Origin of the sequence: Nonomuraea turcica, assembly GCF_030718205.1 — a bacterium.
Lineage (GTDB): Bacteria > Actinomycetota > Actinomycetes > Streptosporangiales > Streptosporangiaceae > Nonomuraea.
The window spans coordinates 90,642-110,848 of the sequence record NZ_JAUZQF010000027.1; the positions used below are offsets into that span (position 1 = coordinate 90,642).

Annotated in this window: 17 protein-coding genes; 9 read left to right on the forward strand and 8 right to left on the reverse strand. The window is 69.4% G+C overall.

Annotated features, from left to right (window positions below; genetic code table 11):
* Positions 1-6: 6 nt before the first annotated feature.
* Both Q9G87_RS48185 and Q9G87_RS48190 read right to left on the reverse strand, forming a co-directional pair.
* Positions 7-216 carry a hypothetical protein gene (locus tag Q9G87_RS48185; RefSeq protein WP_305923390.1) on the reverse strand — a complete coding sequence of 70 codons (210 nt, stop codon included), beginning with the start codon at positions 214-216 and terminating at the stop codon, positions 7-9.
* Between the two features lie 85 nt (positions 217-301).
* Positions 302-808: a winged helix-turn-helix transcriptional regulator gene (locus Q9G87_RS48190; RefSeq protein ID WP_305923391.1), complete on the reverse strand. Its 507-nt coding sequence runs from the start codon at positions 806-808 to the stop codon at positions 302-304.
* Between the two features lie 92 nt (positions 809-900).
* On the opposite strand from Q9G87_RS48190, the gene Q9G87_RS48195 reads away from it, so the two are divergent.
* A complete protein-coding gene (locus Q9G87_RS48195) occupies positions 901-1,344 on the forward strand; it encodes a tautomerase family protein (RefSeq protein WP_305923392.1) in 444 nt (147 codons plus the stop codon).
* Positions 1,345-1,438: 94 nt separating this feature from the next.
* Here Q9G87_RS48195 and miaB read toward each other — a convergent pair whose 3' ends face one another.
* Positions 1,439-2,935 carry a tRNA (N6-isopentenyl adenosine(37)-C2)-methylthiotransferase MiaB gene (gene miaB / locus Q9G87_RS48200; protein WP_305923393.1) on the reverse strand — a complete coding sequence of 499 codons (1,497 nt, stop codon included), beginning with the start codon at positions 2,933-2,935 and terminating at the stop codon, positions 1,439-1,441.
* 138 nt (positions 2,936-3,073) lie between these two features.
* Between miaB and Q9G87_RS48205 the strand changes: the two genes are divergently transcribed.
* From Q9G87_RS48205 to Q9G87_RS48230, 6 genes are all read left to right on the forward strand, one after another.
* On the forward strand, positions 3,074-3,829 hold the full coding sequence (locus tag Q9G87_RS48205; protein WP_305923394.1) for an amino acid ABC transporter ATP-binding protein: 756 nt from the start codon (positions 3,074-3,076) through the stop codon (positions 3,827-3,829).
* 22 nt (positions 3,830-3,851) lie between these two features.
* Positions 3,852-4,715 carry a glutamate ABC transporter substrate-binding protein gene (locus tag Q9G87_RS48210; RefSeq protein WP_305923395.1) on the forward strand — a complete coding sequence of 288 codons (864 nt, stop codon included), beginning with the start codon at positions 3,852-3,854 and terminating at the stop codon, positions 4,713-4,715.
* 58 nt (positions 4,716-4,773) lie between these two features.
* Entirely contained in the window at positions 4,774-5,442 is a 669-nt protein-coding gene (locus Q9G87_RS48215) for an amino acid ABC transporter permease (protein ID WP_305923396.1), read from the forward strand.
* Positions 5,439-6,356 carry an amino acid ABC transporter permease gene (locus tag Q9G87_RS48220; RefSeq protein WP_305923397.1) on the forward strand — a complete coding sequence of 306 codons (918 nt, stop codon included), beginning with the start codon at positions 5,439-5,441 and terminating at the stop codon, positions 6,354-6,356. The genes Q9G87_RS48215 and Q9G87_RS48220 overlap by 4 nt, the downstream gene beginning before the upstream one ends.
* A 112-nt stretch (positions 6,357-6,468) precedes the next feature.
* On the forward strand, positions 6,469-7,314 hold the full coding sequence (locus Q9G87_RS48225; RefSeq protein ID WP_305923398.1) for a glutamate ABC transporter substrate-binding protein: 846 nt from the start codon (positions 6,469-6,471) through the stop codon (positions 7,312-7,314).
* A 49-nt stretch (positions 7,315-7,363) separates the two neighbouring features.
* Positions 7,364-9,205 carry a S9 family peptidase gene (locus tag Q9G87_RS48230; protein WP_305923399.1) on the forward strand — a complete coding sequence of 614 codons (1,842 nt, stop codon included), beginning with the start codon at positions 7,364-7,366 and terminating at the stop codon, positions 9,203-9,205.
* 28 nt (positions 9,206-9,233) lie between these two features.
* On the opposite strand, the gene rny is transcribed toward Q9G87_RS48230, so the two are convergent.
* The 3 genes from rny to recA all read right to left on the reverse strand — a co-directional run bounded on the left by rny (position 9,234) and on the right by recA (position 13,681).
* The gene (gene rny / locus Q9G87_RS48235; RefSeq protein WP_305923400.1) at positions 9,234-10,853 is read right to left on the reverse strand and encodes a ribonuclease Y; all 1,620 of its coding nucleotides are present in this window, start codon (positions 10,851-10,853) and stop codon (positions 9,234-9,236) included.
* Between the two features lie 525 nt (positions 10,854-11,378).
* Complete coding sequence (gene recX / locus Q9G87_RS48240) at positions 11,379-11,912, reverse strand: recombination regulator RecX (RefSeq protein WP_371825934.1); 534 nt, start codon at positions 11,910-11,912, stop codon at positions 11,379-11,381.
* A gap of 677 nt (positions 11,913-12,589) precedes the next feature.
* Complete coding sequence (gene recA, locus Q9G87_RS48245) at positions 12,590-13,681, reverse strand: recombinase RecA (protein WP_305923402.1); 1,092 nt, start codon at positions 13,679-13,681, stop codon at positions 12,590-12,592.
* Between the two features lie 338 nt (positions 13,682-14,019).
* Between recA and Q9G87_RS48250 the strand changes: the two genes are divergently transcribed.
* Entirely contained in the window at positions 14,020-14,295 is a 276-nt protein-coding gene (locus tag Q9G87_RS48250) for a hypothetical protein (RefSeq protein ID WP_305923403.1), read from the forward strand.
* On the opposite strand, the gene Q9G87_RS48255 is transcribed toward Q9G87_RS48250, so the two are convergent.
* Together Q9G87_RS48255 and Q9G87_RS48260 are read right to left on the reverse strand one after the other, a co-directional pair.
* Positions 14,278-14,472 (reverse strand): DUF3046 domain-containing protein, encoded by a 195-nt coding sequence (locus tag Q9G87_RS48255; RefSeq protein WP_305923404.1) that lies wholly within the window; start codon positions 14,470-14,472, stop codon positions 14,278-14,280. The genes Q9G87_RS48250 and Q9G87_RS48255 overlap by 18 nt on opposite strands.
* 248 nt (positions 14,473-14,720) lie before the next feature.
* On the reverse strand, positions 14,721-15,209 hold the full coding sequence (locus Q9G87_RS48260; protein WP_305923405.1) for a VOC family protein: 489 nt from the start codon (positions 15,207-15,209) through the stop codon (positions 14,721-14,723).
* A gap of 116 nt (positions 15,210-15,325) precedes the next feature.
* Between Q9G87_RS48260 and Q9G87_RS48265 the strand changes: the two genes are divergently transcribed.
* A complete protein-coding gene (locus tag Q9G87_RS48265; protein ID WP_305923449.1) occupies positions 15,326-20,122 on the forward strand; it encodes an Lhr family helicase in 4,797 nt (1,598 codons plus the stop codon).
* The last annotated feature ends 85 nt before the right edge of the window (positions 20,123-20,207 follow it).

Consider the following 20,207-nt stretch of genomic DNA (forward strand, 5'->3'; position numbering starts at 1 on the left):
CTCTCGTTACTGACAGCAGGGGCCGCGCCCGCTGGTGTCCTCCCCGTGGCGATCGATCGCGCGACGCAGCCTCTTGCGCGCGACCCAGAAGGACAAGGCCTCGTCGGTAGCCGCCGAGAAGCCGCGCGGACCGCTGAGCTGCTCCACTTCGGCAATCAGGCGACGACGCAGGGTTACCGATTTGCGTGCTGTGGTGTCGGACTCCGGGACGGACATACGTTCTCGCCTTCAATGCTGTGACGCCGGACCTGCGGTGGAGATGGACAGGGCAATCGCTGCCACCGGGCCGACCGGCTTGGTATCACGACACGTCTGATTGAGTGAGTCGCTCGGCGAGCAGCCAGGTGCCGGGCCCCACGCGACCTCCAGGTCCAGGGTGGACCTTGACGTCGTCGGCGGTGACCTGCTCCCCGCAGTGCGGACAGACGATCAGCGGGGTGAAGAGGTTTCCGCACGGCCGGTGTTCGAGGAGGGCCGGTGGGCCGTCCTCGAGCCCGGCCCACCGGTTGCCCCATGCCATCAGGGCCATCAGCACGGGGACGAGATCGCGGCCCGCCTCGGTGAGACCGTACTCGTGACGCGGGGGACGCTCCTGGTAGCGGCGCCGTTCGAGGATCTGCTGGTCCACCAGTTGATCGAGCCGGGCGGTCAGCAGGTTGCGGGAGATCCCGAGATCGGTGACCAGGTCGTCGAAGCGGCGGACGCCGAGGTAGACGTCACGAACGATGAGGGGCGTCCACCAGTCCCCCACGATCTCCAGGCTGCGGGCGATGGCGCAGCTCATGTCGGCGAAGCTCGTACGGCGCATGCTGTTCAGCCTAGAGGGTTGCCTTATTGAACGCACTCGGGATAGCTTCCGCTTGGAAGTAAGTTCAATAAAGCAACCCTTAGGAGGAGGGCATGCCGTTCGTCGAAGTGTTCGTTCCCCGCGGTTCGCTCCGCGAGGACCAGCGCGCTCGCTTGTCCGAGGAGCTCGTCGCGGAGGTCATGCAGGTGGAGGGAGCGCCCGACACCGCGGCCGCGAGGTCCATTTCCTGGCTGGTCTTCCAGGACGTGGACGCCTGGTCTGTCGGCGGGCGCCCGGTGACGGCGGACGAGCCGGCCAGATACGTGGTCCGGGTGAGCGTTCCGGCCGGATCCTTGGACGATGACAAGCGCGCCGAGATGGTACGGCGGGTCACGGCCGTGCTGGCCAAGGCCGACGACGATCCCGACCGGCTCTCCAGCGAGCCGTCCGCCTGGGTGCACATCGTCGAGATCCCCGACGGCAACTGGGGAGCGTTCGGCCGCGTCGTCCGGCTCCCCGACATCATCAACTTCGTCTTCGAGCAGCAGCCCGCCTGACTGCTGCGGTCCCGCCGGCCGACCGAGGCGCGGGAATCCCGCTCAGGCGGGAGGTGACCCTGCCGTCACGGCCGGCCATGACGAAAGCCCAGCCTCAGTGCGCCGAGCAGGCACCCGTCGGCGCGGTAGGCAGCGGGTCGGGACGGCCGATCGTGGGCATGCCCAGCAGGACCCCGGGTCCGGTCGCCGGGCCGGCCTGGCGAGCCTCCCAGGCGTCGCCGGCCCGAGTGCGCCGGACCGACCGCACGCGCCCGTCCGCCACCAGGTGGTGCGGTGCCGCGTACGTCACCTCGACCGTCACCATGTCCCCCGGGCGCGGGACCTCTGACCCCACCGCGAAATGCACGAGCCGGTTGTCAGCCGCCCGCCCCGACAACCGCCGGGTGGCGTCATCTTTGCGGCCTTCGCCCTCGGCCACCAGCACTTCCAGCGTCCGGCCGACCTGCTTCTTGTTCTCCTCCCAGGAGATCTCCTCCTGCAGGGCGACCAGCCGCTCGTAGCGCTCCTGCACGACCTCCTTGGGCACCTGGTCGGGCATGGTGGCCGCCGGGGTGCCGGGACGGATGGAGTATTGGAAGGTGAAGGCGTTGGCGAAGCGGCTCTGGCGGACGACGTCGAGCGTGCCCTGGAAGTCCTCCTCGGTCTCCCCCGGGAAGCCGACGATGATGTCCGTCGAAATGGCGGCGTCGGGCATGGCGGCGCGGACGCGCTCGATGATGCCGAGATAGCGCTCGGCACGGTACGAACGCCGCATCGCCTTCAAGATGCGCGAGGAGCCGGACTGCAGCGGCATGTGCAGCTGGTGCATCACATTGGGCGTCTCGGCCATGGCGGCGATCACGTCGTCGGTGAAGGCGGCCGGGTGCGGGGAGGTGAAGCGGACCCGCTCCAGGCCGTCGATGTCGCCGCAGGCACGCAGCAGCTTGCCGAAGGCCAGGCGGTCGCCGAACTCCACGCCGTAGGTGTTGACGTTCTGGCCGAGCAGGGTGACCTCGAGGACGCCCTGGTCCACCAAGGCCTGGACCTCGGCGAGGATGTCGCCGGGACGGCGGTCCTTCTCCTTGCCGCGCAGCGACGGCACGATGCAGAACGTGCACGTGTTGTTGCAGCCGACCGAGATGGACACCCAGGCCGCGTAGGGAGACTCGCGCTTGGTGGGCAGCGTCGAGGGGAAGACCTCCAGGGACTCCTTCAGCTCGACCTGCGCCTCGCCCTCGATGCGGGCCCGCTCCAGCAGCACCGGCAGCGAGCCGATGTTGTGGGTGCCGAACACCACGTCGACCCACGGCGCCTTGCGGACGATCTCGCCCTGGTCCTTCTGCGCCAGGCAGCCGCCCACGGCGATCTGCATGCGCGGGTTGCGGGTCTTGGCGGGCCTGAGGTGGCCGAGGTTGCCGTAGAGGCGGTTGTCGGCGTTTTCCCGCACGGCACACGTGTTGAACACGACCACGTCGGCGGTCTCACCGTCCGGCGCGGGCATGTAGCCGGCGTCCTCCAGCAGGCCTGACAGCCGCTCGGAGTCATGCACGTTCATCTGGCACCCGTATGTGCGCACTTCGTACGTGCGGGCGCCCTCCTGGGTCACAGTCATGGCATGTTCAAGGGTAGTCGGTGTCGGGCTTGCGACGGCCCTCACAGATCTAAAAGACCAGCTTGACGGCCGGATGTGATCGGATCGGTACCACTCGGTTAGTGACCAGCGCCTTTACGCCCTCTACCGTTTCGTTCCATGACGGAGAACGGCGACGGCACTCCACTGGTTCAGTTGGAGGACGTCAACAAGCACTTCGGGGCCTTGCACGTCCTGAAGAACATCAACTTGACCGTCTCTCGTGGCGAGGTCCTGGTCGTCATCGGCCCGTCGGGCGGGGGGAAGTCAACGCTCTGCCGGGCGATCAACCGGTTGGAGACGATCGACGACGGGAAGATCATATTTGACGGCCAGGTGCTGCCCGCCGAGGGCAAGGCGCTGGCCAGGCTACGCTCTGAAGTAGGCATGGTTTTCCAGTCGTTCAACTTGTTCGCCCACAAGACCATCCGGGAGAACGTCACCCTCGGCCCGACCAAGGTGCGCGGCGTCGCCAAGGACGCCGCCAACAAGCGGGCGATGGAGCTTCTGGAGCGGGTGGGCATCGCGGCGCAGGCGGACAAATACCCGGCTCAGCTCTCCGGCGGCCAGCAGCAGCGGGTCGCGATCGCCAGGGCGCTGGCCATGGACCCGAAGATGATCCTGTTCGACGAGCCGACCTCGGCACTGGACCCCGAGATGGTGCAGGAGGTGCTCGATGTCATGATCGGGCTGGCCCGTGACGGGATGACCATGATGGTCGTCACGCACGAGATGGGCTTCGCCCGCCGGGCCGCCAACCGGGTGGTGTTCATGGCAGACGGCCAGATCGTGGAGGAGAACACTCCCGACGAGTTCTTCACGAACGCGCAGACCGACCGGGCGCGCGACTTTCTTTCGAAGATCCTCACGCACTGAGAAATTACGAGGGCAGGTACACATGCACATGCGTCGAGCGGGAGCCATAGCGCTCTCGGTAGCGGCACTGGCCGCGGGCCTGACCGCTTGTGGCGGCGGAGACCAGACCTACGCCACTGTGGTGGAGAAGGTCCAGGGGGCGAGCAAGATCGTCGTCGGCACCAAGTGGGACCAGCCGAGCTTGGGCCTGAAGAAGGGCGCCGAGCCCGAGGGTTTCGACGTCGACGTGGCCAAGGCCGTCGTCAAGGAGATCGCCGGCGGCAAGGACGTGGAGATCGAGTGGAAGGAGTCGGCCTCCTCCAACCGCGAGCCGTTCCTCCAGAACGGCACGGTCGACATCGTCTTCGCCACCTACTCGATCACTGAGGAGCGCAAGGGCAAGGTCACCTTCGGTGGCCCGTACGTCGTCGCGCACCAGGACGTGATGGTCCGCAAGGACGACACCTCGATCAACGCCCCGCAGGACCTCAAGGGCAAGAAGATCTGCAAGGCCGCGGGCTCCAACTCGTACAAGCGGATCACCGACCCGCCGCCGGACGGCGAGCTCGACATCGACGCGACGACCGTCGACGCCGCCAACTACTCCGAGTGCGTGCAGAAGCTCAACGGCAGCAACCTTGACGCCGTCACCACCGACGACCTGATCCTGGCGGGCTTCGCCAAGCAGGCCGGCGGCAACTTCAAGGTGCTGGGCCAGGGCTTCACGGACGAGAAGTACGGCATCGGCCTCAAGAAGGGCGACACCAAGACCTGTGAGGCCGTCAACGCGGCGGTGAAGAAGCTGTGGGACAACGGCACCATGAAGCAGCTGCTGGACAAGTGGTTCGGCGGCATTCAGGGTCTGCAGGTGTCCACGTCGGCCCCGCCTGCCGAGGGCTGCAGCTGATCACGTCAGAGACGGCGGCCGGGATCCCGGCCGCCGTCGCTCTATGCGGTGGAGCACGATGGAAGATCTGATTAGATACGCGCCCGATCTCGCCCTGGGATTCCTGGAGAACATCAAGCTCTCCATCGTGGGCGCGATCGCCTCCCTGATTCTCGGCACCGTCCTGGTGGCGATGAGAGTTTCCCCCACGCCGGTCCTGCGCGCGGCAGGCACGATCTACGTCAACGTCGTGCGCAACACCCCGCTCACCCTGGTCCTGGCCTTCTCCGCACTCGGCCTCAGCGACCAGCTCGGCCTGGTCTTCTCGAGTGTGCCCAGTGTCAACTCGTTCTGGATCGTCGCGATGGGCCTGTCGGCCTACACCGCGGCCTTCGTCTGCGAGGCGCTGCGGTCCGGCATCAACACGGTGCCGCTCGGCCAAGCGGAGGCGGCCAGAGCGATCGGCCTGACGTTCATGCAGTCGTTGACGATGATCATTTTGCCGCAGGCTTTCCGCGCGGTCATCGCGCCGCTGGGCAGCGTGATGATCGCCATGATCAAGAACACGACCGTCGCGGTGGCCGGCGGGTACGCCTTCGACTCCGCGAACAAGATGAAGGAGGCCTTCGACCAGGTCGGCGCCTCGATTCCGATCTTCCTGGGCATCGTGGTCGCCTTCATGTGCGTGACACTGCCCATCGGTTACTTCACCGGCTGGCTGGCCAAGCGTCTGGCGGTGGTTCGATGAGCAGCGCCGTTCTGTTCGATGCACCGGGGCCGCGCGCCCGGGTCCGCAACGGCCTCCTCACGGTCGCCAGCGTCGTGGCGGTCGCCGCCGTCCTGTATGGCATTTATGCCGGTTTCGACGCCAAGGGTCAGTGGGAAGCCAAGATCTGGCAGCCGTTCCTGGAATGGGACACCTGGCTGAACTTCATCATCCCCGGCCTGATCGGCACACTCCGGGCCGCCGCGGTCGCCGCGGTGCTGGCTCTGCTCTTCGGCGCGATCTTCGGCCTGGCCAGGCTCTCCGACCACGCCTGGATTCGGGTCCCGGCCGGCGTGGTGGTCGAGGTCTTCCGGGCCATCCCGCTGTTGCTGCTGATCTTCTTCATCTTCTACCTCGCACCCGCGGTGGTGGGCGGCGGCGACTACACCTTCATCGCTGTGGTCCTGGGCCTGACCTTCTACAACGGCTCGGTGCTGGCCGAGGTGGTCAGGGCCGGGGTGAACGCGGTACCGAAGGGCCAGTCCGAGGCCGCGTACGCGGTCGGCATGCGCAAGAACCAGGTCATGCGGCTCGTGCTGCTGCCGCAGGGCGTCACGGCGATGATGCCGGCGATCGTCAGCCAGCTCGTGGTCCTGCTGAAGGACACCGCGCTCGGCTACATCATCGCCTACGTCGACCTGCTCAACACCGGCTTCAAGATCCTGCCCGCCGCGTTCTTCGGCTCGCTGATCCCGGCGGCGATCGTCATCGGCATCATCTATGTGGCGCTCAACATGGCGCTGAGCTACATGGCCACCTGGCTGGAGCGGCGTAGCAGGCGCAGCCGCAGGACCGCTGCCCGGCCCGTCGCGGCGCCCGGCTCGGCCGCCGTCGGCATCGGCGCCGGCGAGGGCACCGAGGGCGGCGGCGTGGCGCCCGACCGTCCCGTGGAGTGACCGGGCGGCGGGCCTTCCGCCCGCTGCCCGTGTACCCGTAAAACGCCAAGAAACGTCCATATTTCGGGTAAGGCCGGTTTCCTGGCGTTTCCCAGCGCACACACTCGTAACCATGCTGGGGGCGGCGTTCGCGTGTGCGGCCATGGTAGTGACCCTGGCCGCATGCCAAGGCGGGGGCGCGTACTCGACCGTCGTGGAGAAGATCAGAGGCGCCAAGAGAGTCGTCGTCGGCACCAAATGGGACCAGCCGAGCCTCGGGCTGAAGACCGGCGCCGGCGACCCTCAGGGCTTCGACGTGGACGTCGCCAGATACGTCGTCAAGGCACTGGCCGGCGGCGAGGACGTGCAGATCACCTGGCGGGAGTCGCCTTCGTCCACCCGCGAGGCGCTGCTCCAGAACGGCACCGTGGACATGATCTTCGCCACCTACGCCATCACCGAGGCCCGCAAGCGCCACGTGACCTTCGGCGGGCCCTACGTGCTCGTCGAGCAGGACACGATGGTCCGCGCCGACAACACCACCATCAAGAAGGTGACCGATCTTCGGCACAAGCGCATCTGCCTGGCGGAGGGGTCGAACTCGTACCGGCGGATCGTGGACCCGCCACCGGACGGCATGCTGGATCTGCCGGCGAAGCTGGTGCCCACGAGAAACTACTCCGAGTGCGTGAGCAAGCTCGCCTCCGGCCGGCTCGACGCAGTCAGCACCCAGAACTTGATCCTGGCCGGGTTCGCCGAGGCCGAGCCCGGCCGGTTCAAACTGCTCAACGACCCCTTCTTCCAGGAGAAGTGGGGTGTGGGGCTGAAGATGGGCGACACCGCCACCTGTGAGGCCGTCAACCGGGCGATCATCGAGATGTGGCGGGACGGCACGGCCACGAGGCTGCTGCACAAGTGGTTCGGCAGGACGGGGCTCAGGCTGCCCTCGTCCCTCCCACGGGCCGAGGGATGCCCCTGATCTCGGGGGACCGCCCGCACGCTCGGCGATCTTCCGGCAGGATGCGGGTATGCCTTTCTGGCCCTCCCCCATTTCGACCAGAGACGTGGCGGGTTCGGGCGTGCGTCCCGCCTGGCCGGCGGCCCAGGACGGCCGGGTGTGGTGGACGGAGGAGCGCCCTGGTGAGGGCGGGCGCACCACGCTCATGTGCCGGGCCGCCGATGGCACCTGCCGTGAGCTGCTTCCTGCGCCCTGGAGCGCGCACACCAGGGTCCACGAGGACGGCGGCCGCCCCTACGCCGTGACCCCTGCGGGTGACGTGGTCTTCGCCAACCACGAGGATCAGCGCCTCTACCTTCTGGGAGATAACGGCGAGCCGAAACCTCTCACACCGGAGGGCTGCCGCTACGCCGACCTGCTGGTCCACGACGGCCAGGTGTGGTGCGTACGCGAGCGGCACGCCGAGGACGGCAAGGTCACCCGGGCCGTGGTGTCGGTCCCGCTGGACGGCGGCGACGTCCGCGAATGGGCCACCGGTTGCGACTTCTACGCCTCTCCCGCCATTTCGCCCGACGGGCGGCATCTGGCCTACGTCTGCTGGAACCATCCACGCAGACCATGGGACGGCACCGAGCTACGCGTCACCTCCCTGTCGGGCGGAGACGCGTGGACCGTGCGGGGCGGCGCGTCGGAGTCCGTGCTGGCGCCTGCGTGGAAGAACGACTCCCGCCTCTACCTCGTCTCCGACTCCTCCGGCTGGTGGAACCTCTACGAGGTCGGCCTGCACGGCGACGGCGCGCAGGCGCTCTGCCCGGCAGAAGAGGAGTTCACCCCTGCGCCGCGGCTCCTGGGCGGCAGGCCGTACACCGTGCTCGGGGATGGGCGGCTGGCCGTCCTGCACGGGCACGCCGACCTGCGTCTGGGCATGCTCGACCCGGCGTCGGGCAGGCTCACCGACCTCGACGTGCCCTACCGCGGGTGGGACGGGACACTGGCCGCTGACGGCGCGACCGTGACCGGGATCGCCTACGCCCCCACCGTTCCCCGGACCGTCGTCAGCGTGGACACTCCCTCGGGCCGGAGCCGGGCGCTGCGGCAGGACATCGAGCGGTTGCCGGACCCGGCCTTCCTGCCCGTGCCGCAGGCGGTGCGGGTGCCGCGCTCGGGCGAGGACACTCACGCCTTCCTCTACCCGCCGTACGATCCGGCCGCCGAGGGCGGAGTGCCGCCCTACGTGATCTTCGTGCACGGGGGGCCGGTCGCGCACGCCGACACCGCGCTCGATCTGGAGAAGGCGTTCCTGACCTCGCGCGGCATCGGCGTGCTCGACCTCAACTACAGCGGCTCGACGGGCTATGGAAGGGCCTACCGTGAGCGGCTGAAGGGGCAGTGGGGACTGCTGGACGTCGCGGACACGCTCGCCGCCGCCGCATGGCTGGCCGCCGAGGGCCTGGCCGACCCTGCCAGAATCGCGGTACGCGGTGGGAGCGCGGGCGGCTGGACCGTGATGGCCGCCTGCTGCCGGTCCGATGTGTTCGCCGGCGGCGTGGCGTACTACGGCATCAGCATGCTGGGCCCGCTCGCCGCGCACACCCACGACTTCGCCTCACGTTACGTGGAGTGGCTGGTCGGACCGGAAGACCCGCAGGTCTACGCCGCTCGCGAGCCGCTCGCCCTCGTCGAGGGCGTCTCCTGCCCCATGCTGTTGATGCAGGGGCTCGACGATCCCGTGGTGCCGCCTGAGCAGTCCGAGGCCTTCGCCGACGCGCTGTCAGAGCGTGGGGTCGCCTGCACGTATCTCGCCTTCGACGGCGAGTCGCACGGTTTCCGCCGCACCGAGACCCGCACCGCCGCCCTGGCCGCCGAACTGGCCTTCTACCAGCAGATCTTCACCGTAACGGCTAATTACTGAACGGGCTCATGCTCAAGGGGCTCAATGGTCAACGGGCGAACTCCGTGGCGCGCGACTCCCGTACGACCGTGATCCGGATCTGCCCGGGGTAGGTGAGCTCCTCCTCCACCTGCTTGGCCACGTCTCTGGCGATCACTTGGGCCTGGATGTCGTCGATCGCGTCCGGCTTGACCATGACCCGGATCTCCCGCCCGGCCTGCATGGCGAACACCTTCTCCACGCCCTCGTACGACTGCGCGATCTCCTCCAGCCGCTCCAGCCGCTTGACGTATGCCTCCAGGGACTCGCGGCGGGCGCCGGGCCGGCTGCCGCTGATCGCGTCGGCGGCCTGCGTGAGCACCGCTTCGACGGTGCGTACCTCGACCTCGTTGTGGTGCGCCTCGATGGCGTGCACCACGTCCTCCTCCTCGCCGTAGCGGCGGGCGATCTCCGCGCCGATCAGCGCGTGGCTGCCCTCGACCTCGTGCGTGAGCGCCTTGCCGATGTCGTGCAAGAGGGCGCAGCGCTTCATCAGCGTCTGGTTCATCTTCAGCTCGGCGGCCATGATCCCGGCGATGTGCGCGGACTCGATGAGGTGCTTCAGCACGTTCTGCCCGTACGAGGTGCGGTATCTCAGCTGGCCGAGCAGCAGCGTCAGCTCCGGATGCATGTCGGTGATGCCCAGCTCCACCAGGGCGTCCTCACCGGCCCGCGCGCACAGGTCCTGCACCTCCTGGCGGCTGCGGTCGTGCGCCTCCTCGATGCGCTGCGGATGGATGCGACCGTCGAGCACGAGCTTCTCCAGCGTGAGCCGCGCCGTCTCCCGCCGGACCGGGTCGAAACAGGACAACAGCACGGCCTCGGGGGTGTCGTCGATGATGAGATTCACCCCGGTGGTCGACTCGAAGGCCCGGATGTTGCGGCCCTCGCGGCCGATGATGCGGCCCTTCATCTCGTCTCCGGGCAGGTGCAGCACGCTGACGACCGACTCCGCGGTCTGCTCCGCCGCGACCCGCTGCACGGCCAGCGTCACGATCTTGGTCGCCCGCTTCTCGCCCTCCATGCGGGCATCGCCCTCGATCTCTCTGACGATCAGCGCGGCCTCGCGCTTGGCCTGGTTTTCGATCTCCTTGACCAGCTCGGACTTGGCCTGGTCGGTGGTCAGCCCGGCGACCCGCTCCAAGATGACCCGGCGCTGCTCCTCGACCTGGAGCAACTCCTCGCGCCGGTCGGCGAGCTCGATCTCGGTCTCGGCCAGTTTCCTGTCCCGCTCGGTCTGCCGTCTGGCCTCCTCATCCAGCCGCTGCTCCCGCTCGGCCAGCCTGGCCTCCCGGCGTTCGAGGTCGGCACGCAGCTCCTTGAGCTCGGACTTGAGTATCCGGCTCTCCTGCTCGACCTCGCGGCGCATCTGCGCGGCGCTCTCGGCGGCCGCCTCCGACCTGCGCAGGATCTCATCGGCGTCGGTCTCCGCCTTGTGGCGGATCTCCCGCGCCTCCTCACGTGCCTGCTCGATCTCCTCGTGCACGGCCTGCAGCTGCTCGGGGCTCGGCTTGGCCCCCGCTTTCGGTACGCTGCCGGAGGTGCGGCGTATGACGACGAGAAGCGCGACGATCATCCCGAACGCGAGCACGAGCACCGCCACCATCAGCACCACGACCAGCGGCCCCATGTGCGCCCCGCCCTCCTCGCGTCGTCAACACCTCATAACGCGGACCCAAACATGGGAGGGGTCACAAGCGCGCCACGCAGAGCCCGTTCGGCGCCGGGATCGATGTCAAGCCAAGGCTGACCGGGCGACGACTGGGACAGCCGACACCTTGCCCGCCTCGATCAACCAAGCTCGTTCGTCCGTCGTTCACCGGTATGGCAATCCGCGCTGCGCGGAGTAACTCCCTCACTGCCGTCGAGGTTATGCGTCGAACTGGTCACGAGCAAGCAAACGCACCATCAAGCGTGTCTTACAGGCCTGCAGCTCCACATTCGACCCAATCTCCCCCATTAATGCCGGTATTGCCCCCATCCGAGCCTGTCAGCCCCCTACGACCAGGCATTCCGGGGACCACGGCGATGGTGGGTGACCTGGTCCGACACAGCCACACCGGGGGTCCCAATCCCTGCGAAAGAGCCGAAAAAGGTGAACGAAACGCAAACTCCCGATCTTTGCCCTGGGAGGGAGAGAGCGGAGCGCCAGAGGTCAGGGGAAGTCAGCTTCGAGATCGATGCCTTCCTCCTCCAGGGCTTCCCGGATGACGCGGTAGGCCACGCCGGAGGAGTAGCCCTTGCGGGCGAGCATGCCCGCGAGACGGCGGGTGCGCGTCTGCGGGTCCAGGGATCGGGTGGCGGCGAGCTTGCGGTCCACCAGCCGACGAGCCGTCTCCGCCTCCTGGTCGGGATCCAGGCGCTCCACGGCTTCCTTCACCGTGTCGTTGTCCACGCCCCGGTGCCGCAACTCAGCCGCCAGCGCACGTCGGGCCAGGCCGCGGCCATGATGGCGGGAATCGACCCACGCTTCCGCGAACGCCTCGTCGTTGATCAGGCCCAGCTCGGAGAACCGGCTGAGCACCGCTTCGGCCGCCTCCGCCGGGACATCCCGTTTGCGCAGGGCCTCGGCGAGCTGGGCTCGCGTCTTGGGAGCCATCGTGAGGAGACGGAGACAGATGGCCCGGGCCACCGACTCCGAGTCGGCATCGGGTCCGGCAGGGCTATCAGCGTCGGGTCCCTCAGGCATGCTGCCACGATCCCGTCCGCCCTCAACCTCCCGCCCGCCGGAGCGGCTCCTCCGCCCTCGTCTCTTGGATCGGCCACCGAAGCCACCGTCGGATCCGCCATCGAAGCGGGCGTCGGATTCGCGGCCTTTACGCGCTCGTTGGGTGCCGCCGTCCGCCGGCTGCTGTGCGAACCAACTGCTGCCAGCCAGCACTTCGGAGTGCCACCCGCCGTCCCCATGCTTCCCACCTCCGGGTTCTTCCCAGCGGGACGCCTCATCGCGGGACGCCTCATCGCCAGCGTCTGCTTTGGACGGGCCCGCCTGTCCAGCTGGGGTGTGGGCATAAGAGCCGTCTGCGGCCATGCTCCTAGCGTCTCTGGCATCGGGGACCTGTGCGTCCTCCCGGGACGGCGCGTTCGCCCCCGAGGGTGGGGATCCGGTAGTAATGGCCTGATCTTCGTCGGGTCCTGGATCAGAGCCATCAGGTGACGTCTCCGAGGGCTGGAGACGGTTGCGGTGCTCGCGCCATTCTTCTATCGACGGCCAGCCATCCGACGCCGAACGAGCCAGATCTCGTCCGCGCGACCATGCGTCGTTCGGCGAGCTACCCATAAGCACCCCAGGCGCGCGACTGGTCGGGCCAGGCACCCCGGGGCCGGGGCGCCTGTGGCCAGTTCGTTTCACTCATGGGCGGACGATCAGACGTCGCCCGGCTTGGGAGTGGACTTCGAGCCGCGGCCCGAAGGCGCCGCGGCCGGGACCGGAGCAACGGCGGGCTCGGCGGGGGTGTCCAGGCGGGGGCCCACGCCCAGCTTGTCCTTGATCTTCTTTTCGATCTCGTTGGCCATGTCAGGGTGGTTCTTCAGGAAGTTGCGGGCATTTTCCTTGCCCTGACCGAGCTGGTCGCCCTCGTACGTGTACCACGCCCCGGACTTGCGGACGAAGCCGTGCTCCACGCCCATGTCGATGAGGCCGCCCTCACGGGAGATGCCCACGCCGTAGAGGATGTCGAAGTCGGCGACGCGGAAAGGCGGCGCCATCTTGTTCTTCACGACCTTGACCCTGGTGCGGTTGCCGACCGCCTCCGTGCCGTCCTTGAGCGTCTCGATGCGGCGAATGTCCATTCTCACCGAAGCGTAGAACTTTAGAGCCTTTCCGCCCGTTGTGGTCTCAGGTGACCCGAACATGACGCCGATCTTCTCGCGGAGCTGGTTGATGAAGATGGCGGTGGTGCCGGTGGTGCTGAGGGCGCCGGCGACCTTGCGCAGAGCCTGGGACATGAGGCGGGCCTGGAGGCCGACGTGGCTGTCGCCCATCTCGCCCTCGATCTCGGCCTTGGGCACGAGCGCGGCCACCGAGTCGATGACGATGATGTCCACGGCGCCGGACCTGATCAGCATGTCGGCGATCTCGAGCGCCTGCTCGCCCGTGTCGGGCTGGGAGACCAGCAGGGCGTCGGTGTCGACTCCCAGCTTCTTGGCGTATTCGGGGTCGAGGGCGTGCTCGGCGTCGATGAACGCCGCGATGCCGCCGGCCCGCTGGGCGTTGGCCACCGCGTGCAGGGCGACCGTGGTCTTACCGGAGGACTCGGGGCCGTAGATCTCGACGATGCGGCCGCGTGGCAGGCCGCCGATGCCGAGTGCCACGTCAAGAGAGATCGACCCTGTGGGGATCACCTCGATGGGAGCTCGGGCGTCGTCGCCCAGGCGCATCACTGAGCCCTTGCCGAACTGCCGCTCGATCTGAGCGAGTGCGGTCTCGAGGGCCTTCTCGCGGTCGTTGATAGCCATGGGAGCTCCCCCTGGAGGGTCGTGGTCCGATCAGTCGAGTGAAAAGCTACGGCCTGCCACCGACATTTTTCTGCGACTGCCGGGGAAGACGTGGCTCGGCGTGGTCCCATCGTAGCCGAACGACTGTTCGATCACATCAGGAACACGCGGGAACACGGGCCGCCGTCAAACCGGCCGTCCGCGGGGCGGCGAGGAGGCGCGGGGGCGACCTGGAACAGCTCCGGGCGGGCCGTGCCCCGGGGCGTCCCGATGACATTCACGACGGTTGGCGCCCGCGTGTTGTCATGCGGGGTGAGCTGGGGAGACTCAGTGCAGGGGCGAGGGTAGGAGGCGGCGACGTGGCGAGCGGCTACACCGGGGAACGGCGCGCTCATCTCGAGGCACTCGCCGAGTTGCTGCCCAACCAGGGACTGGTGAGCCGCCTGGTGGGCGGTGACGATCCGGTGTTGTGGGTGTGGCATCCGCACACGGGCCGGCAGACGATCATCTTCGCCACCCCGACGGCCCACGGATGGCAGTTTCTGTGGTCGCGTGGAGGCCGCGGTCGCGCGGACGATCTGGAGCATACGGCCGGTGCGCTGCGGGAGACCCTGGGCTCAGCGCAGCTTGGGTGAGACGTCCTCCACCTGACAGACGGCCCGCCAGACGGTCTTGGCGCTCTCCCCGTCGTTCAGCGCCTGCATGACCGTGCGTCCGCCGAGCGGGGCGATCACGTAGTCGCGGGCCCACGACTCGGCGTACGTCTCACCGAAATGAGCCTTCATCCGTCTCCAGAACTCCGTCAACCGCATGGAACCAAGTATGGAATCGCGCGGAGGGTGGGTAAGACAACCGCATGCCAAAGACCGCCAAGTCTTCACCCCCGAAGTCCGCCAAGACGAAGGCCAACCGGAGCAGGCGCCGCCGATTACTGCTCACGCTGCGCCTCGCCGTAGAGAAGGAGAAAGCCGAGCGATCAGAGAGGCATGCCGGTATCAGGCAGGAGCCCCGTGCGGGCAGGCCGCGTACGCGCAGGGCGTCGCGGCGTTAGCTCACAAGCTCACAACACCCGCGCGCCGTACATCTCACCGAGATGGTCGGCGAGCAGCTCCAGCCGGGCGCCATCGGGGTCCTTGAAGTAAATGGAGGCGCCGCTCTCTATCTGGTGCGGCACGCCGGCCATCTCCAGCTTCCCGCGCAACCGCTCCCACGTGGCGGGATCGACCGAGATCGCGATGTGGTGCAGCCCGCCGAGCACCTCCTGGTAGGGGCCCAGGTCGAGCCCGGGGAAGTCGAAGAACGCGAGCAGGTTGCCGTTGCCGATGTCGAAGAAGAAGTGGTTCGAGCCTTTGTAGTCGCGGTTCTCGATGATCTCCGTGAGCGGGAACTCCAGGAGGTCCTGGTAGAACTGGATGGTGCGCTCCACATTGGACGACAGCAGGGCGATGTGGTGCAGCCCGCGCGCGCTGCTCGATGGTCGGCGCGGTAAGACATAGCGCTGCCTGATTTCCGCTCGGCGGGCTTCGATGGCCGCGTAATCAATGGTCACGGTCGCTGTATGTCCGCCAGAACCCCGCCTCAATCGCACGCTGCCGCGCCAATGCGATTTCTGTCGGTCGCGCGAGGCAGTATGTCCTGGTGAGCTCGCTAGCCCAGTTCAGCCAGATGACCAGGCAATGGTTCGCTGGAGCCTTCCAAGCGCCCACGGCCGCCCAGGAGGGGGCGTGGGAGTCGATCTCGCGTGGCGACAACACCCTGGTCGTCGCGCCCACCGGGTCGGGCAAGACGCTGGCGGCGTTCCTGTGGTCGCTCGACCGGCTGGCGGCAACGCCGCCCAAAGAGCCGCTCCAAGAGCCGCTCAAAGGGCCGGCCGGGCGCAAGGGGACGCGGGTGCTCTACGTGTCGCCGCTCAAGGCGCTGGCCGTCGACGTAGAGCGCAACCTGCGCGCGCCGTTGGCCGGGCTCAAGCAGACGGCGCGGCGGCTCGGGCTGCCCGTGCCGGAGATCTCGGTGGCGATCCGCTCCGGCGACACCCCCGCCGAGGACCGCAGGAGGTTCGCGGCCAAACCGTCCGACATCCTGATCACGACGCCGGAGTCGCTGTTCCTGCTGCTCACCAGCCAGGCGCGGGAGGCGCTGCGCGAGGTCGAGACGGTGATCGTGGACGAGGTGCACGCGGTCGCGGCCACCAAGCGCGGCGCGCATCTCGCGCTCAGTCTGGAGCGGCTGGACGCGCTGCTCGAGCGGCCCGCGCAGCGGATCGGGCTGTCGGCGACCGTGCGGCCGGTGAGTGAGGTGGCGGCGTTCCTCGGCGGGACCCGGCCGGCCACGGTGGTGCAGCCGCCGGCGGACAAGCGGATCGAGGTCGAGGTCGTGGTCCCGGTCGAGGACATGACCGAAATGGAAGGCCGACCGCGCGCGGAGGGCGACGACTTCGCCCTGGAGACTCCCGAGCCCGCCAACAGGTCGATCTGGCCTCATGTCGAAGAGCGGCTGTTCGACCTGATCGGAGAGCACAGCTCCACGATCGTGTTCGCCAACTCGCGGCGGCTGGCCGAGCGGCTGTGCACCAGGCTCAACGAGCTGGCCTACGAGCGGGAGCGCGGCGGCGCCGACGCCGTCGACCTGTCGATCTGGGAGACGGCGCCCGACGAGGGAGCGCCTGCGGGTCCGGGCTGGGAGCCGGGCCAGGGAGCACCTGCAGGTTCGAGCCGGGGCCCGGGCCAGGGAGCACCTGCAGGTCCGGGCCGGGAGCCGGGGCAGGGGGCGCCTGCCGGTTCGCGCTGGGAGCCGCCCAAGCGCACACCCGCCGAGATGATGGCGCAGGCCGGGGGCAGCAAGGGCGTGGTGACGGAGATCGTGCGGGCGCACCATGGCTCGGTCTCCAAGGAGGAGCGGGCGCAGATCGAGGAGGCGCTCAAGTCGGGCCGGCTGCCCGCCGTGGTCGCCACTTCCAGCCTGGAGCTGGGCATCGACATGGGCGCGGTGGACCTGGTCGCGTGTGTGGAGGCGCCGCCGAGCGTGGCCAGCGGCCTGCAGCGCATCGGCCGGGCCGGTCACCAGGTGGGCGCGGTCTCCAAAGGCGTGATCTTCCCGAAATACCGCGGCGATCTCGTACAGACCGCCGTGGTGGCCGAGCGGATGAAGAGCGGCCAGATCGAGGAGCTGCGCTATCCGCGTAATCCGCTCGACGTGCTGGCCCAGCAGATCGTGGCGATGACCGCGCTGGAGGAGTGGACGGTCGACGAGCTGGAGTCGGTGGTCAAGCGGGCCGCCCCCTACGCCACGCTGCCGCGCACCGCGCTGGAGGCCACGCTCGACATGCTGGCCGGGCGCTACCCGAGCGAGGAGTTCGCCGAGCTGCGCCCGCGCGTCGTGTGGGACCGAGTCACCGGCACGCTCCAGGGGCGTCCCGGCGCCCAGCGTCTGGCGGTGACGAACGGCGGCACGATCCCCGACCGGGGCCTGTTCGGCGTGTTCCTGGTGGGCGAGCGGGCCTCCAGAGTGGGCGAGCTGGACGAGGAGATGGTCTACGAGTCGCGCGTGGGCGACGTGTTCGTGCTGGGCGCCACGTCGTGGCGGATCGAGGACATCACCGCCGACCGGGTGCTCGTCTCGCCCGCGCCCGGTCAGCCGGGCAAGCTGCCGTTCTGGCACGGCGACGCCCCGGGACGGCCGGCCGAGCTGGGGCAGGCGATCGGGCAGTTTCTGCGCGAGCAGGCCAAGGACGATTCGACGGAGCGGATGCGGGCGGCCGGTCTGGACGAATACGCGGCGGGCAACCTGCTGGCCTATCTGCGGGAGCAGCGGGAGGCCACCGGCTACGTGCCCGACGACCGCACGTTGCTGGTCGAGCGGTTCCACGACGAGCTCGGTGACTGGCGGGTGGTGATCCACTCCCCCTACGGCGCGCGGGTGCACGCCCCGTGGGCGCTGGCGATCAACCGGCGGCTGCGCGAGCGTTACGGGGTCGACGTGCAGGCCGTGCACTCCGACGACGGCATCGTGCTGCGCATCCCGGACACGCTGGCCGAGCCGCCCACCGACGTGGCCGCGTTCGACGCCGAGGAGATCGAGCAGATCGTCACCGAGGAGCTGGGCGGGTCGGCCATGTTCGCCTCCCGGTTCAGGGAGTGCGCGGGGCGGGCGCTGCTGCTGCCACGCCGCGTGCCCGGCCGGCGCAGCCCGCTGTGGCAGCAGCGGCAGCGGGCGGCCCACCTGCTGGGTGTGGCCTCACAGTACGCGTCGTTCCCGATCGTGCTGGAGACGATGCGCGAGTGCCTGCAGGACGTCTTCGACGTGCCGGGGCTGGTGCGGCTCATGCGGGACATCGCGGCGCGCAAGGTGCGGCTGGTGGAGGTGGAGACCTCGCAGGCCTCGCCGTTCGCGGCGTCGCTGCTGTTCCACTACGTGGGCGCGTTCATGTACGAGGGCGACGCGCCGCTGGCCGAGCGCCGGGCGCAGGCCCTGGCGCTGGACACCACGCTGCTGGCCGAGCTGCTCGGCCAGGCCGACCTGCGCGAGTTGCTCGACCCCGACGTGATCTCCGACAGCGAGCGGGAGCTGGCCAGGCTCGACCGGCCGCTGCGCGACGTGGAGGACCTCGCGGACCTGCTGCGCTCGCACGGACCATTGCTGGCTCCCGACGTGAGCGTACGCGGCGGCGACCCGGCCTGGCTGGAGGAGCTCGTACGCGCGCGACGGGCCATCAAGGTGCGGATCGCGGGCGAGGAGCAGTGGGCGGCGATCGAGGACGCGGCGCGGATGCGTGACGCGCTGGGCGTACCACTGCCCGTGGGGGTGCCGCACGCGTTCCTGGAGCCGGTGGCCGATCCGCTGGCCGACCTGGTGGCGCGGCACGCCCGCACCCGCGGCCCCTTCCACGCCGGCACGGCCGCGGCCCGTTTCGGGCTCGGCGTGGCCGTGGTGACCGATGCCCTGCGGCGGCTGGCTGCGTCCGGGCGGGTCGTCAGCGGGGAGTTCCGGCCCGGCGGGCGGGGTGAGGAGTGGTGCGACGCCGGGGTGCTTCGGATGTTGCGGCGCCGGTCGCTGGCCCGGCTGCGGAAGGAGGTCGAGCCGGTCGCCCCCGAGACGCTTGCCCTGTTCCTGCCTGTCTGGCACGGCATCACCGGCACGGGCGGTCCGGCATCCTCGGGCCCTGGCTGGGCAGGACCGGGCGGCTCGGCTGGGCAGGGCGGGGCCGGTGGCTTCGGGACGCGGGGCGGAGCGGGGGCGGCGCGAGCCATGGACTCGCTGGTCCGCTCCATCGAGCAGCTTCAGGGAGCCGCTGTGCCCGCGTCCGCGCTGGAGACGCTCGTGTTGCCGTCGCGGGTGCCGGGCTACCATCCGGCGCTGCTCGACGAGCTGACCTCGTCGGGCGAGGTCATGTGGGTCGGGCAGGGGACGCTGCCGGGCGGTGACGGGTGGGTGTCGCTCTACTTCGCCGACACGGCGCCGCTGCTGCTGCCGGAGTCTGCCGAGATCACGACGACGCCGGTGCACGAACGGGTGCTCGAGCTGTTGGGTGGCGGCGGAGCGCTGTTCTTCCGCGGCATCTCCGACCAGCTCGGGTCGCTGGACGACCAGACGCTGGTGTCCGCGCTGTGGGACCTGGTGTGGTCGGGGCGGGTGTCCGGGGACACGCTGGCGCCGCTGCGGGCCACGCTCGGCACCGGGCGTCCCGCGCACCGGCCGGCCACGACGCGGCGGCGCCGGGCGGTGCTGCCAACCAGGAGCGGGCCGCCGACCGTGGCCGGGCGGTGGTGGCTGCTGCCCGCACCGGCCGCCGACGCCACCCAGCGGGCCCAGGCCCAGGCCGAGGTCCTGCTCGAACGGCACGGGGTGGTGACCCGGGGTGCGGTGACGTCGGAACGGCTGCCGGGGGGATTTACGCCCATTTATCAGGTCTTGCGGGCGTACGAGGAGAGCGGCCGGTGCCGCCGGGGTTACTTCGTGGAGGGTCTCGGGGGCGCCCAGTTCGCCCTGCCCGGGGCGGTGGACCGGATGCGCGCGATGGCACCCGGCATTGCCCCGACGGGCGGCGACGGGTTCGGACAGGGTGCGAGCGGTGGAGGATTTGGCGGGTCGGCCGGAGGGGCGCGGGCCGTGGTGCTGGCCGCCGCCGACCCGGCCAGCCCGTACGGCGCCGCGCTCCCCTGGCCGCAGCATCCCGGCGACGTCGGCCACAAGCCTGGCCGGAAGGCCGGGTCGCTGGTCGTGCTGGTCGACGGCCACCTGGTGCTCTACGTCGAACGGGGCGGCAAGACGCTGCTGTCGTTCGCCGACGGCGACCGGCTGCAGCCCGCCGTGGACGCGCTGGCCCTCGCCGTGCGTGACGGGGCGCTCGGGAAGCTGACGGTCGAGCGGGCCGACGGCGCCTCCATCATCGAGTCGCCGCTGGCGGCGGCGCTGGAGGCGGCCGGCTTCCACCCGACGCCCCGCGGCCTGCGCCTGCGCGCCTGACCTGCCCGATGCCGACCGGGCCGCCGCCACGACGAAGGCCTACGTGGTCGGCGGGCCTACGTGGCCGGCGTGAGCGGGCAGGCCA